11 protein-coding genes are annotated in these 14,435 nt (G+C 34.3%); all 11 read left to right on the top strand.

Going from position 1 to position 14,435, the window contains the following annotated elements; genetic code table 11:
• The first annotated feature begins 20 nt into the window (after positions 1 to 20).
• Complete coding sequence (locus AAEY87_RS13200) at positions 21 to 1,982, top strand: polysaccharide biosynthesis protein (protein WP_350657501.1); 1,962 nt, start codon at positions 21 to 23, stop codon at positions 1,980 to 1,982.
• A 65-nt stretch (positions 1,983 to 2,047) separates the two neighbouring features.
• Positions 2,048 to 3,325, top strand: coding sequence for a Vi polysaccharide biosynthesis UDP-N-acetylglucosamine C-6 dehydrogenase TviB (gene tviB / locus AAEY87_RS13195; RefSeq protein WP_068034795.1), 1,278 nt, complete (start codon positions 2,048 to 2,050; stop codon positions 3,323 to 3,325).
• 31 nt (positions 3,326 to 3,356) lie between these two features.
• Positions 3,357 to 4,388 (top strand): NAD-dependent epimerase/dehydratase family protein, encoded by a 1,032-nt coding sequence (locus tag AAEY87_RS13190; protein WP_068034796.1) that lies wholly within the window; start codon positions 3,357 to 3,359, stop codon positions 4,386 to 4,388.
• A gap of 9 nt (positions 4,389 to 4,397) precedes the next feature.
• The gene (locus tag AAEY87_RS13185) at positions 4,398 to 5,654 is read left to right on the top strand and encodes an oligosaccharide flippase family protein (protein WP_068034797.1); all 1,257 of its coding nucleotides are present in this window, start codon (positions 4,398 to 4,400) and stop codon (positions 5,652 to 5,654) included.
• Complete coding sequence (locus tag AAEY87_RS13180) at positions 5,644 to 6,735, top strand: sugar-transfer associated ATP-grasp domain-containing protein (RefSeq protein WP_068034798.1); 1,092 nt, start codon at positions 5,644 to 5,646, stop codon at positions 6,733 to 6,735. The genes AAEY87_RS13185 and AAEY87_RS13180 overlap by 11 nt, the downstream gene beginning before the upstream one ends.
• A 102-nt stretch (positions 6,736 to 6,837) precedes the next feature.
• Positions 6,838 to 8,094 carry a flippase gene (locus tag AAEY87_RS13175; RefSeq protein WP_350657500.1) on the top strand — a complete coding sequence of 419 codons (1,257 nt, stop codon included), beginning with the start codon at positions 6,838 to 6,840 and terminating at the stop codon, positions 8,092 to 8,094.
• A 319-nt stretch (positions 8,095 to 8,413) separates the two neighbouring features.
• Entirely contained in the window at positions 8,414 to 9,481 is a 1,068-nt protein-coding gene (locus tag AAEY87_RS13170) for a sugar-transfer associated ATP-grasp domain-containing protein (protein WP_082787155.1), read from the top strand.
• 262 nt (positions 9,482 to 9,743) lie between these two features.
• Entirely contained in the window at positions 9,744 to 10,796 is a 1,053-nt protein-coding gene (locus AAEY87_RS13165; RefSeq protein WP_350657499.1) for an ATP-grasp domain-containing protein, read from the top strand.
• 98 nt (positions 10,797 to 10,894) lie between these two features.
• Positions 10,895 to 11,866, top strand: coding sequence for an ATP-grasp domain-containing protein (locus tag AAEY87_RS13160; RefSeq protein ID WP_350657498.1), 972 nt, complete (start codon positions 10,895 to 10,897; stop codon positions 11,864 to 11,866).
• Between the two features lie 168 nt (positions 11,867 to 12,034).
• A complete protein-coding gene (locus AAEY87_RS13155) occupies positions 12,035 to 13,027 on the top strand; it encodes an ATP-grasp domain-containing protein (protein WP_350657497.1) in 993 nt (330 codons plus the stop codon).
• Entirely contained in the window at positions 13,005 to 14,135 is a 1,131-nt protein-coding gene (locus AAEY87_RS13150) for a glycosyltransferase (RefSeq protein ID WP_350657496.1), read from the top strand. The genes AAEY87_RS13155 and AAEY87_RS13150 overlap by 23 nt, the downstream gene beginning before the upstream one ends.
• Positions 14,136 to 14,435: the final 300 nt, after the last annotated feature.

The raw sequence follows: 14,435 nt of genomic DNA, 5'->3' as shown, positions 1-14,435 counted from the left end.
AACACAACCAGTTGAGTCTTATGTCTATGAAGCCAGAGCCTAATAAAACGTATTCTGCAAATAACAACGCTGGTAACGGGTTATATGGTACTGCCCAGCGATTGTTAGAGATGCCACGCGTAGCAAAGCGCGGGTTCTTTCTGACCACAGATATGCTGATGTCAATGGTTTGTTTATTCCTTGCTTTGGCATTGCGATATGGTGATATCGATAACCATATTAGTCCTTTGTTACTGTTTCTTTATGCGCTGCCTCCTGTCATTGGTCTTTATTACATTGGCTTTTATAGAGGTGTTGCTCGTATATTTTCTGATAGGGTTATGCGCAACGTACTACAGCTATTTATCGTACTCATTATTGCCTACGAAGTCATGAATTTTTTCGAAATATTAACTGATATACCGCGTTCAGTTCCTATTTTGTACCTATTCTTATTCTTTGTTTGGTTGTGGAGCAGTCGTTTAAGTATACGAGAAATATTAGAGCGTAGCAGCGGTATCCAAAAGAATCATATTAAAAATGAAGATACTCAGGAAAATGTCATTATTTATGGGGCAGGTGCAGCAGGTAGAGAGTTGTTTGATGCATTAGAACGATCTCATAAATATAGTACAGTTGCTTTTGTGGATGACAATCTGCAATTGGCAGGCGGGTACTTACTAGGTGTAAAAATACATGATGCTGCTGAAACGGTAGAACTTGTAGACAAGTTAGAGGTCTCCCAAGTGTTCTTAGCAATGCCTTCGATTAGTCGCGCTCGTCGTAGACAGATTATTGAAGAGTTTGCAGAAGTATCAGTCAAAATTAAACAGCTACCAAGCTTGCATGAGATTGCTGATGGGCAAGTTACAGTCAGCACTATGCGTCCTGTTGATATTTTAGATGTATTAGATCGGCAGACGGTTGAGCCTGACGCCATGTTATTGAGCAAAAATATCGCAGGTAAAAACATTCTAGTCACTGGTGCTGGTGGATCTATCGGTAGTGAGCTGTGCCGACAGATAATCAAAAACAAACCTCAGTGCTTGATACTGTATGAGTTGTCCGAATATGCCTTATATAGCATTCATCAAGAGCTAAAAAACCAGCAAGTTCTTAATCCTGATTATAGTGATATTCAAATCATTGCCATGATTGGTAATGTGACCAATGAAGATAAGCTCATTAGAGTATTCAAAAAATATAGTATCCATACGGTATATCACGCAGCTGCATATAAGCATGTACCTATTGTTGAACATAATCCCTTTGAAGGCGTTATCAATAATTCTAAAGGTACTTACCATTGCGCTTACGCAGCCCTGCAGGCCAAAGTTGAAACTTTTGTACTTATCTCTACTGATAAAGCGGTAAGACCGACCAATATTATGGGCGCTTCTAAACGTTTGGCTGAGCTGGTATGTCAAGGGTTGAGCCAAGTAAATAGTAAAACTTGCTTTAGCATGGTGCGCTTTGGGAATGTACTTGGTTCATCAGGTTCGGTCATTCCTTTATTCACCAAACAAATCGAGCAGGGTGGTCCTATTACTGTAACGCACGAAGATGTTACACGCTATTTTATGACCATTCCAGAAGCAGCAAGCTTAGTCATACAAGCAGGTGCAATGGCAACAGGTGGTGAAGTATTTGTCTTAGATATGGGAGAGCCGGTCAAAATCGTAGATCTGGCCAAACGTATGATTTATCTAACAGGCTGTAAGCTTAAAGACAAGAATAATCCTGATGGCGACATGGAGATTGTCGTTAGTGGATTAAGACCAGGTGAGAAGCTCTACGAAGAGCTTATTATCGGCGACGATAATGTAGAGCCTACGCAACATCCACTAATTAGGCAGGCAATGGAACAAAGCTTCCCACTAATGGATATCGAAAACATGCTGTCTCAGCTAACACGTAGAGCCCAGCCACATGATGTTGAATGGCTAAAAGAAGAATTTAAATACTTTGTAGAGGGCTACCATGAAGGTTCAGCACCTTCGTAGACCTCTTTCACTATAGTGCTCATTAATTTGGGCTATCGAAAACACTTTATTTAGAAAGGAATGTTATGAGAGATATCAATAATATAAAGATAGCAGTTATCGGCCTTGGTTATGTGGGTCTACCTCTAGCTGTTGAGTTTGGTAAAAAAGTCTCTGTAATGGGCTTTGATATCAATGCTACTCGTATTGCCGACTTGCAAGCAGGTACGGATCATACATTAGAAGTTAGTGATGAGGAGTTATCTCAAGCGACGCATCTGAGCTATACCTCAGATATTCAAGCGCTTAAAGATTGTAACTTCTTTATCGTTACTGTACCGACACCAATTGATGATTTCAAACAGCCAGATCTAACTCCTTTAATCAAGGCGTCACAATCTATAGGCGGTATTCTCAAAAAAGACGATATCGTTGTTTATGAGTCTACCGTTTATCCAGGCGCTACAGAAGAAGTATGTATTCCTGTGCTTGAAGAAGTGTCTGGTCTAACTTTTAACCAAGACTTTTATGCAGGATATAGTCCTGAGCGTATTAACCCAGGTGACAAAGAGCACAGAGTAGTTAATATCTTGAAAGTTACTGCAGGCTCTACACCTGAAATAGCAGACTTCATCGATGATGTTTACAATCTAATCATTATCGCTGGCACGCATAAAGCGCCAAGTATCAAGGTCGCAGAAGCAGCTAAAGTTATTGAGAATACACAAAGAGATGTGAATATTGCTCTAATTAATGAATTGGCCGTTATTTTCAACAAAATGGATATCGATACTGAAGCGGTGCTAACAGCCGCAGGTACTAAATGGAACTTTTTACCATTCCGTCCAGGCCTAGTAGGTGGACATTGTATCGGTGTCGATCCTTACTATTTAACGCATAAGGCACAAGCCATTGGTTATAACCCTGAGATTATTCTTGCTGGTCGTCGTTTAAACGATGGTATGGGAGAGTATGTCACTACTCAGCTTATTAAGAACATGATCAAAAAACGTATTCAAGTAGAAGGCGCAAAAGTGCTCATACTAGGGCTAAGTTTTAAAGAAAACTGTCCTGATGTGCGTAATACTAAAGTTATCGATATCGTTCACGAATTGCAAGAATATAACATCGAAGTCGATATCTATGATCCTTGGGTAGATGCTAAAGAAGCTCATCGTGAGTATGGCATCACACCAATCAGTAAACCTCAAGCAGAGCAATACGACGGTATTATTTTAGCAGTTGCACACTCAGAATTTACAGATATGGGTGTCAGTAATATCAGAGAATTGGGTAAAGAGAAACACGTGCTTTATGACCTAAAATATGTATTTGCAAAAGAAGAAACTGATATTCGCCTGTAAATATAAGATATATAGCTAATAAGGACATACCATGACGCAATATGAACAGACAACGCAGACACTAGCAAACAATCCAAAGCAATGGCTGATTACTGGAGTAGCAGGCTTTATCGGCTCAAACTTACTTGAGACTTTGTTGAAGCTCGATCAAACCGTCGTAGGTTTAGATAACTTTGCGACAGGTCATCAAAAGAACTTAGATGAAGTACAGTCGTTAGTATCTGCAGATCAGTGGCAACGTTTCAGATTTATCGAAGGCGATATAAGAAAAGTAGATGATTGCCATCAAGCATGCAAAGGTGCAGATTATGTCTTGCATCAAGCTGCACTAGGCTCTGTACCTCGTTCTTTAGCAGATCCTATTGCTACCAATGAAACCAATATTTCAGGGTTTCTGAATATGTTAGTGGCTGCGCGTGATGCGGAAGTATCAAGCTTTACTTATGCAGCGAGTAGTTCAACATATGGTGACCATCCTGCATTACCTAAAGTCGAAGACGCTATCGGCAAGCCACTATCTCCATACGCCGTGACTAAATATGTCAACGAGTTGTATGCAGAAGTATTTGCACGCAGCTATGGTTTTGAATCTATCGGTCTTCGTTATTTCAATGTGTTTGGCAGACGTCAAGATCCAGACGGTGCTTATGCAGCAGTTATTCCAAAATGGACAGCTGCCATGATTGAGAACGATGATGTGTATATCAATGGTGATGGCGAAACCAGCCGTGATTTTTGTTATATCGACAATACGGTACAGGCAAATATATTGGCAGCGACAACTACCAATAACGATGCCAGAAATCAAGTCTATAACGTGGCAGTAGGTGACAGGACGACACTAAATGAGCTGTTTAATTCAATTAAATCAGCACTAGCAGACAATGAGGTTGTTTATAACAAGCAGCCTGTGTATCGCGAATTTAGAGAAGGCGATGTGAGACATTCTCAAGCAGACGTAAGCAAAGCAAACAACTTATTAGGATATGCGCCTCAGTTTGACATTGGTCAAGGTATCGATAAAGCAATGCCTTGGTATGTCACGTCATTAAACAGTAAATAGTAGAGTTTTATGATTAATAAAGTTCGCACCATGCTAAGTAACAAAGACACTAGCCAACTTTTAAAAAACTTTTTTTCATTAGCTCTCTTAAAATTAGTTAACTCTATTTTGCCTTTTGTTACGCTACCTTATTTAATCAAGGTATTGGGAATAGAGCAGTATGGTGCGATTGTATTAGGGCTAGCTTTGATCGCCTACTTTCAGGCAATAACAGACTATGGTTTCAATCTATCAGCCACGCGAGAAATTGCAAAACATCGGACAAACGCAAAGCAGTTGAGCTTTATTTATAGTAAGACAATAATTACCAAGGTCTGCTTACTGCTGTTCTGTTTAGCTATTTTGATACCGATAATTTTGTTTGTACCACAGTTTAAAGAAGATTTAGTTGTTTACTTATTGATGTGTTTGACATTTATAGGCCAAACCTTATTCCCTGAGTGGTTCTTTCGAGGAGTCGAAAAAATGGGGTATATAGCAGGTCTAAATTTTGTGGTCAAAATGTCATTCACTATCGGTGTCTTTACCCTAATTAAAGCGCCAGAAGACTATTGGCTTTACCCGTTTTTGTTAGGTGTAAGCTACATTATCGTATCGATTGTTTCACACTACATTATTGTGAAAAATTTTAAAGTGCATTTATTTTTCATTAATCCAGCTAGAATTAAAAAGACGTTAAAGATAGGCTACCCATTGTTTGTTAATCAATTTGTGCCGAATCTTTTTAATAATACAACCAACTTTCTTATAGGGATAATCTTAGGTAAGTCTTCTGCAGGTTATTTTAGTGCAACAAGAAAAGTGGTGCAAATATTATCAGTTTTTGATTCTGTGGTATCGAACGTGGCTTTTCCATATTTGATTAGGTACAAAGAGAAGTTTAGTATTTTTAGTAAATACTATTTGTTGTTCATTGGTGGCGTTTCAGTTTTTGTGGCTCTGTTACATCCGTACGTTTTTGATATCATTGGAATAGATTATCAGTATGACTCAGAAGTTTTTTATATTCTCTTACTGGGGTTTCTATCTATAGTTTTCTATAGTGTGTATTCTACTAACTACCTCATTTCTAGAGGACATGATAAGGTGGTGATGAGGCTTACTATAGTGACATCTGTACTAGGTTTTATATTGTCTTTCCCACTCATTTACCAATTTGGTCTACTTGGTGGTGCTTTAAATATATTTATAGCTCAGTTTATTTTAGGTTTTGGTTCTTACTTCTATTCTAAGAAAGTTAGTAAACAGGTGAATTATGCAAATTAAAAAATTAATAAGAAACAAGACCTCCGAAACTTGGAAGTTTTTATCAGTGTATTCTGCATTTTATAAGAGTCATAAAAAAATATACAATTCTCCTGACTTTAAAAAAATAAGTCTGACTAAAGAGGAGAAAAGAGAGTATCGAGATTATTGGAAAACGATCTCACCGATCATGAGCTTTAAGACAGTAGAGATATCAAAGTCATTGTCAGGAATATTTAATAAGCACGTTATTCCTGAGGAGTTTTTTCCTCTATATGTAGAATACTCATTAAATACTGATAGGAGTACTAACTTTTTAACTAATAAAAGTATTTATAACAAATGGTTTGGTAAAGGGGTTTTTCCAAAGGATTTCTTTCACAAGTTTGATGATAGCTACTATACGTATGAATTCGGTATCATAGAAAATATTGAAGAGTTCGTTGATAAGACAATTAGTGAAGCTGATTTTCCTATCGTAATTAAACCCAATAAAGGTAGTTATGGTGGCAAAGATATATACTTCGTGAATAATAAAGAAGAGATTAAAAGTATTATTAAACAACATCCTAATTTAGTTGTTCAAGAAAAGATAGAGCAGTCTGAGTCGATTAATTTGTTCAATAAGGATAGTGTGAACACGGTTCGTGCCTGCTTATATAAAGACGATAATGGTGTCATGCATATGTTGAATGCCAGCCTACGTATGGGAAAAGATGGTAGTTTAGATAACATGACGGCTGGCGGAATTGTTTGTAGTATAAACTCAAAAGGAATGCTAAATAAGTACGCAAACGATATACGAGCAAAAAAATATTTAGAGCATCCTAATTCAGGTTTTGTCTTTGAAAATCACGAGTTTCCACTTTATCAGGATTTAGTCGAAGTGAGCAAAAGCGTCGCTAATGCTGTAATAGGAGCGCGCTTAATTAGTCTCGATATGGCTTTAGATTCTAATGAGAAATGGCGCTGTATAGAGTTAAACGTAAATGGTCAAACTATAGAATTTCCACAGAACGCAGGTGAAGCATTCTTGGGTGAGTACACTGACGAAGTTATGAATAAAATATCTAATCGAAATCATAAAATAGCCATTCGCTGACAGGTATGAGTCAACTCATGTAATTCAATTCAATATTAATCAATGTGTCAATAGAGCTATATTTTAGTATTTTGATTCCTTAACAAGCAAGTGATTAAGTTTATGATTAATAAATTTCGCACCATGCTACGTAATAAAGATACAAGTCAACTGTTTAAAAACTTTTTTTCTTTATCTCTATTAAAGCTTATTAATTCAATTTTACCTTTCGTTACTTTACCTTATTTAATTAAAGTATTGGGAATAGAACAGTATGGTGCGATCGTATTAGGAACAGCTTTAATTGCTTATTTTCAAGCAGTAACGGATTATGGTTTTAATTTATCAGCCACTAGGGAGATTGCAAAGAGTAGAAGCAGCCAGAAAAGTTTAAGTTACATATACAGTAAAACTATGGTAACCAAATTCTATTTATTGGTTCTTTCTTTAAGTATATTAATACCAGTAATTTTTATCGTACCACAGTTCAAAGAAGATTTAGTAATATATTTATTAATGTGTTTAATACTAATAGGTCATACACTATTTCCAGAATGGTTTTTCCGAGGTGTAGAAAAAATGGGCTATATAGCCATTTTAAATTTAATAGTTAAGATGTCGTTTACCATAGGTGTGTTCGCATTCATTAGAAAACCAGAAGATTACTGGCTATATCCATTTTTACTAGGTATTAGCTATATTATCGTAACCTGTATTTCGCATTATATATTAATAAGGGATTTCAAATTAAGAGTAGTGCCAATAAAATTTAAAAGAGTTAAGAAAACTTTAAAACTTGGTTTTCCTTTATTTGTCAACCAATTCCTTCCAAATCTTTATAATAATACTACCAACTTTTTAGTAGGCTTGATGCTGGGTAAGTCATTTGCAGGATATTTTGGAGCTACAAGACAAGTAGTCACGATATTGGGAGTTTTCAACTCTGTAGTGTCAGGTGTGGCTTTCCCATATCTAATTAGACACAAAGAAAAATTTAAAATGTATAGAAAGTATTACTTGATGTTGATTATTTCTATCATAGCTTTCCTTCTATTAATACATCAATTTATCTTTGATATTATCGGTATAGAGTATGCTAATGATTCGGAAGTTTATTATATTCTTATGTTAGGAATGTTATCTATCGTTATCTACAATATACATTCTACAAATTATCTAATTTCAAGAGGGTATGACAAAGTAGTAATGAAAATCACCATAATTACATCAATAATAGGGTTCGCATTATCTTTCCCTCTTATTCATAATTTTGGATTAATAGGTGGTGCTACAAATATATTTATCTCTCAGCTTATATTAGCAATTGGCGCTTACTACTTTTACAGGAAAATAGATAAACAAATGCAAAATGCAAATTAAAAAAAATATAAGAAATACAAATTTCGAAAATTGAAAGTTTTTATCAATATAATTCGTTTTTTATAAGCACTGTAATTTAGTATGCAGATAATGTATTTTTAGGCAATCGTATAGACGAAATCATGAGATGTTCAATAATTATCAATAACTAGATATGTCAGTAAGTATTTCATTAAATTGAAGAATGCATTTATTAGAGCTATATTTAATATATTCTATTAGGCTATTTAAAAAAATGATGATGTTGACAAGATTTAAACCTTTAGCGACATGATTGGCTTTGAATTTTCTTTAAGAAAAGCAAACTAGTGAGTAAGATATGGACACTAAAAAATTGATCAGAAACAAAGCCGCGGGAACTTGGAAGTTTTCTTCAGTGTACTCAGCGTTCTTTAAACGTAATAAAATTATATACAGTTCTCCACATTTCAAAAGATCGAAGTTAACAAGCGACGAGAAGAAGGAGTATCGTGACTATTGGAAGGTGTTATCACCAATCGTTAACCTTAAGACAGTTGAGATAACCAAGTCGGTATCAGGAGTCTTTGAAAAAAGAATCGTTCCTGAAGAGTTTTTATCTTTATATATTGAGTCTAGATTGAACTATGATAAAAAAATTCATTTTTTAGAAAATAAAAGTATCTATAACAAATGGTTTGGTATGGGAACTTTCCCTAAAGATTTTTTTCATAAGATGGATAATAGCTACTATACATATGATTTCAAAATTATTGAAGATATAGAGAAATTTATTGAAGATAATATAACTGAAACTGATTTCCCTATGGTTATTAAACCCAATAAAGATTCTTATGGTGGTAAAGACATATATTTTGTTAATAACAAAAATGAAATTAAGGATGTTATTAATCAATATGTAAATCTAGTAGTGCAAGAAAAGCTAGATCAATCTGATTTAATTAATATTTTTAATGAAGACAGTATCAATACTGTACGTGTATGTATATATAAAGATGATACAGGTGAATATCACATCATTAATACCAATATACGTATGGGAGTAGACGGAAGCTTGGACAACTTATCAGATGGTGGAATCGTTTGTAATATTAAATCGGATGGAATGCTAAACGATTATGCAAATGATAGATATGCCAAAAAATTCTTTAGTCATCCTAATTCAAATTTCGTCTTTAAAGGTAAAAAATTCCCCCTGTACAATGACATGGTTGATACGAGTCTCAAAGTGGCAAAAGATATTGTAGGTGCTCGCCTAATCAGCCTTGATATGGCTTTAGACTCCACTGATAAATGGCGTTGTATAGAAGTAAACTTAAATGGACAAACTATGTTGTTTGCACAGTATGCAGGTGAGCCATTTTTAGGCGAATACACAGATGAAATCATAAACAACTTAAAAGCTTAAATATAAAAACTCCATTGTTTTGTAACAGATAATTAATGTATATATTCATATTTATTCATATATTTTACTAAAACAACCATTCGTACGAGTATTAATACCTTATATCTTGAATTAAGATAATAAAAAATTAATCGGTTATTATAATAGGTACCTATCGATATTAACGACTATATGAACAAACAATAGTTAATGAACGTTTGTGATTAACATGATATTCTTAATATTTATATAATGGAAATATGAATTACAGAAGGTTCAAGATATGAAGATATATATAGCAACTTTACCTAATGGTTTTTTTGGTAGTACAGGCCAAAGCTGGCGAAGCCTAGATGTCAATAAATTGGCTGCTCTGTTAAATTATGACACCGAAATAGTAACAATAAATGACCTAATGAGTATTAAGTTTCAAGAAACAGATACAGTGGTTTATACCTCAAGTGATGAAAAGCATATAAGATTTTATTTACAGGATATTATGTATTTTGTTAATAAAAAATGCAGAATTTTACCTAATTACGATATCCTTATGAGCCATGAGAACAAGGGTTTTCAAGAATTAATGAGAACTGAACTAGGCTTCGGTAATCTACAGGGTAATTATTTTTTTGATATTGATGATTCGGCGCTTTCAATTCCAAAAGTTCTGAAGACGGTCAATGGTGCAGGCAGTAGTGGAGTATTCTTAGTAAAAGAAGAAGATGATTTACTAGACATAAGACAGAAACATTTCAGTAACTGTAATAGAAGAAAAGTAATAAAACTACAAAGAAGAATTAGATCAAAAGGTAACAAATTTTCAATCTATAACTATAGGCATAAGGGATTTAATAGATTTGTTGAACAGGATTTTATACCTAATTTGACCTACGATTTTAAAGTTTTGGTATTTGGTGATAGATATTACAGTCTGAAAAGAAATATAAGAAAGGGTGATTTTAGAGCTAGTGGAAGCAATCTTTTTGAACATGTTAAACCTTCAGTAGAGGTCTTAGATTATGCAAAAAGTATATTTAGTCAAATAAATAACCCTTATGCCTCATTGGATATTGCACAATCACCTAATGGTTGTCACTTAATAGAGTTTCAAGGGACCAATTTTTCACCAGGTACTTTACTGAAGGCTCCTAGCAGATATTTATGTATAGATGGAGAGTGGGTCAGAGAGGATAACGATAAAGACCTTGAAGCAAATTATGCTCATGCTTTGAATCTATTTATGAAAAGTAGTGAAATACCTTGTACATCAGTTCCATCTTGTACATCAGTTCCATTGAGTATAATGACTCAAAACGATTGCTCTAAAGTTATGTAACTAATTAATAAAATTGGATGAAGATGATATTTACTATTGCTTATGCTTTATTAAACAATCTTTAGAATAAGTGTCAAATATCATTTTAGGAATTTAATATGAAGGTATATATCGCTACATTGCCAAATGGTTTTTTTGGCAGCGCTGGTTGTAGTTGGCAAAGTTTAGATGTTGATAAGCTATCCGCTCTTTTGGATTACGATGTTGAAATAATAACAATAAATGACTTAATGAATATTGAGTTTGATCCAGATGATACTGTTATTTACACCTCTAGTGATGAAGAAAATATTAGACTTTATCTAAGAGATGTTATGCATTTTATAAACAAGAAATGTAGGATACTCCCTAACTATAATATGCTTTTAGCTCATGAGAACAAGGGTTTTCAGGAATTGTTTAGAACCGAGTTAGGTTTTGGTAATTTGCGTGGTAACTATTTTTTCGACATTGATGACTCTAAACTCACAATCCCGAAGGTTTTGAAGACTATATCTGGTGCAGGAGGTAGTGGTGAATATCTAGCAAAAAATAAAAGCGATATTTCTACTATAAAAAATAAGTATTTTGAAGTTTCGAGTAAAAGAAAAATAATAAAATTACAAAGAAGGATTAAGCTAAAAAGCAGTGAGTTTTCAATCTATAGTTATAGGCACAAAGGATTTAGTCTTTTTGTTGAGCAAGAATTTGTACCCAATTTATCGAATGATTTTAAAGTTCTAGTGTTTGGTGACAGGTATTATGGATTGAAAAGGACGGTTGGGAAAAATGAATTTAGAGCTAGTGGTAGCAGTTTATTTGAATGTGTTAAGCCACCTAAAGAAGTTTTGGATTTTGCAAGAAGTGTAGTTGATAAGATAGATAATCCTTATGTTTCTTTGGATATTGCTCAATCAGATGATGGCTGCTATTTGATAGAGTTTCAGGGTACCAATTTTAGTCCACTTGCTTTATTAAAATGTTCTAGTAGATATGTTTATTTCAACAATAAATGGGTGGAAGAAGAAAATAATAAAGATCTTGAAGAAAACTTTGCTTACGCTTTGAATACATTCTTAAGCTATAATTGATTTACTATCTACCGATAAGCTTCGGTAGATATGACTTCTATACTTAACAGTTCCTGTTTTAATAAGAACGTAGATGGAAGAATAGACACAAGTTTATTTAAAAATTATTGGGGTTTTTAAGAGCTATCTCAAATTCAATAATTCTAACTACTTCTTAAAGGGGAAATTATGAAAAGGAAAGTTTATTTAGCTTCACTACCAAACGGTTATTTTGGAAGTGCAAAGAATAGCTGGGGTACATTAAGCGTCGAGCGTTTGGCAAGCTCATTTCCTACAGATGTCTACGATATCAACTTTATAAGTATCACTGATATACCTGAAATTGAGTTCAATTCAGATGATACTTTAATTTATACCTCTTTATATAATAATGAGGTAAGGTCATATTTAAAAGATATACTCTACTACGTAAAAGATCAATGTTTAATAATCCCTAGTTATGAGGTATTGTTGGCTCATGAAAATAAAGGATTTCAGGAGGTAATGAGAAGTCAATTTAATAATGTGGATTTCTCTGGTCAATATGTTTTTGACTTAGATCAAATAAAGATACCTGTTCCTTTTGTATTAAAGACGGTAGATGGCTCAGGCAGTTCTGGCGTGCAATTAATTAAGACTGCAAAAGATTTGGCAACTGTCAAGAAAAACGCTAATCAATTGCCTCTTAAACGAGCCATGAAGAAAATCATACGTTCAAAACAATTATCAACTGAAAGTTATTCATTATATTCTTACTTTTATAAACCTTTCAAAAGATTTGTTGCACAACCTTTCCTTGAGAAGTTAAATTGCGATTATCGCGTGTTAGTCATAGAACAGCGTTTTTATGCCATGCGTAGAGATGTGAGAAAAGGTGATTTTAGAGCTAGCGGTAGCAAGAAATTCCATCACAATAAAGTACCTAGTGAATTACTAGACTATGCAAAAGAGATTTTCGAAGAGTTAGATAATCCTTTTATTTCGATGGACTTAGCTCTTAAAGATGGTAAGCCATATCTGATTGAGTTTCAGGGGACAAATTTTGGTTCTTCTGTTATAAGACGGTCTGTTGGCTATTACTGTAAAACCAATGAGGGTTGGGAGTTTCTAGAAAAAGAGTCATTGCATGAAGAAACTTTGTCTTATGGTCTGTTGAGTTATGTGGAACGTAAAAATGCCTAAGAGAGTAGTGCACGTTATTATTGGATTGAATGTAGGTGGTGCTGAGCTAATGCTTAAGCGTCTAGTACTTCATAGTCAAAAGACTGGTCAATTTGAACATTCTGTTATATCTCTAACTGATTTAGGGGTTATTGGTTCAGATTTACAGGATCAAGGAATAGAGGTATATAGTCTGGGCATGAAGTCTATAGCATCAGTACCTAAGGTTTTTTTACGACTCAAGAAACTACTTAAAGAGCTTAAACCTGATGTAGTGCAGACTTGGATGTATCATGCTGATTTTTTAGGTGGTTTAGCTGCAAGGAGTGTGGGTATTGATAATATTATTTGGGGTATCCGTACTACAGACGTATCGCAAGGTGCTTCTAAACAAACGGTTCATCTTAGTAAGTTATGTGCAAAATTGTCTTATTACATTCCCGATTCTATCGTTTGCGCGGCTCATGTATCTAAAGACTATCATGTAGGTATCGGCTACGATGAGTCCAAGATGATGGTTATCCCTAATGGTTTCGATTTGGAGGCGCTTTCTTCCACAGAAGAAGATGGACTCGATATTCGTAGGCAGTTTGACTTGTCACCCGATGATATTTTAATTGGATCAGTAGGAAGGTTTAATCCAGTCAAGAACCAAAAGCTTTTTGTGGAAGTTGCCTCTACGTTAATAAAAGATTTCCCAGATTTGAAGTTTATGCTAGTAGGTAGAGACAATGACTCAGAAAACAAAGAGCTAATGTCTTGGGTCAAACAGCACAACCTTGTAGATAATTTTAGATTGTTGGGTCAGAGGAATGATGTGCCTAAATGTCTAAAAGCTATGGATATTTTTTGTCTACACTCCAGAACGGAAGGGTTTCCGAATGTAGTTGGAGAAGCCGTGTTATCAGACACTACATGTGTAGCAGTAAATGTCGGTGATGTCGGTGTTTTATTAGATAAAGAGTCAATTTCATTAAGTAATGATGCGCTTGGAATCAGTAATGCTATAAAAAACTACCTTGCCTATCCAAAAGACAAGTTACTCAAGAAAGCTAATGAGAACAAAGACAATATTATTACTAAATACTCTATGGAAGTGATCATAGATAAGTTCCACAGTTTATATTAAAAAATAAAAATTAATAGACGATACTGTAGCGAATAATATGAATATAAAATCTCCTAATTTCATTAGTTTAAATTCCTTTGTATTGACCTCAATACTTGTAATTTTTATTGTAAGTTTTTCAGCTCTAGCTCCATTGAGAGCGCCTTTGATAGTTATACATTTTGCTTTATTTTATTTTCTTGTAATGTATAAGCATCAAATAGTAATAATGAATAAAAGTTTGATGAGCCTTTCCTAAAAAGTGTGTAACTGCTTATAATCCACTAACCGGAGACTAAGCAATGACTAACCAATCTGACA

Origin of the sequence: Psychrobacter sp. S1-30-MNA-CIBAN-0213, assembly GCF_040309845.1 — a bacterium.
Taxonomy (GTDB): domain Bacteria; phylum Pseudomonadota; class Gammaproteobacteria; order Pseudomonadales; family Moraxellaceae; genus Psychrobacter.
The sequence above is the reverse complement of the archived record's forward strand: the minus strand, read 5'-3'. Positions and strand labels throughout refer to the sequence as shown.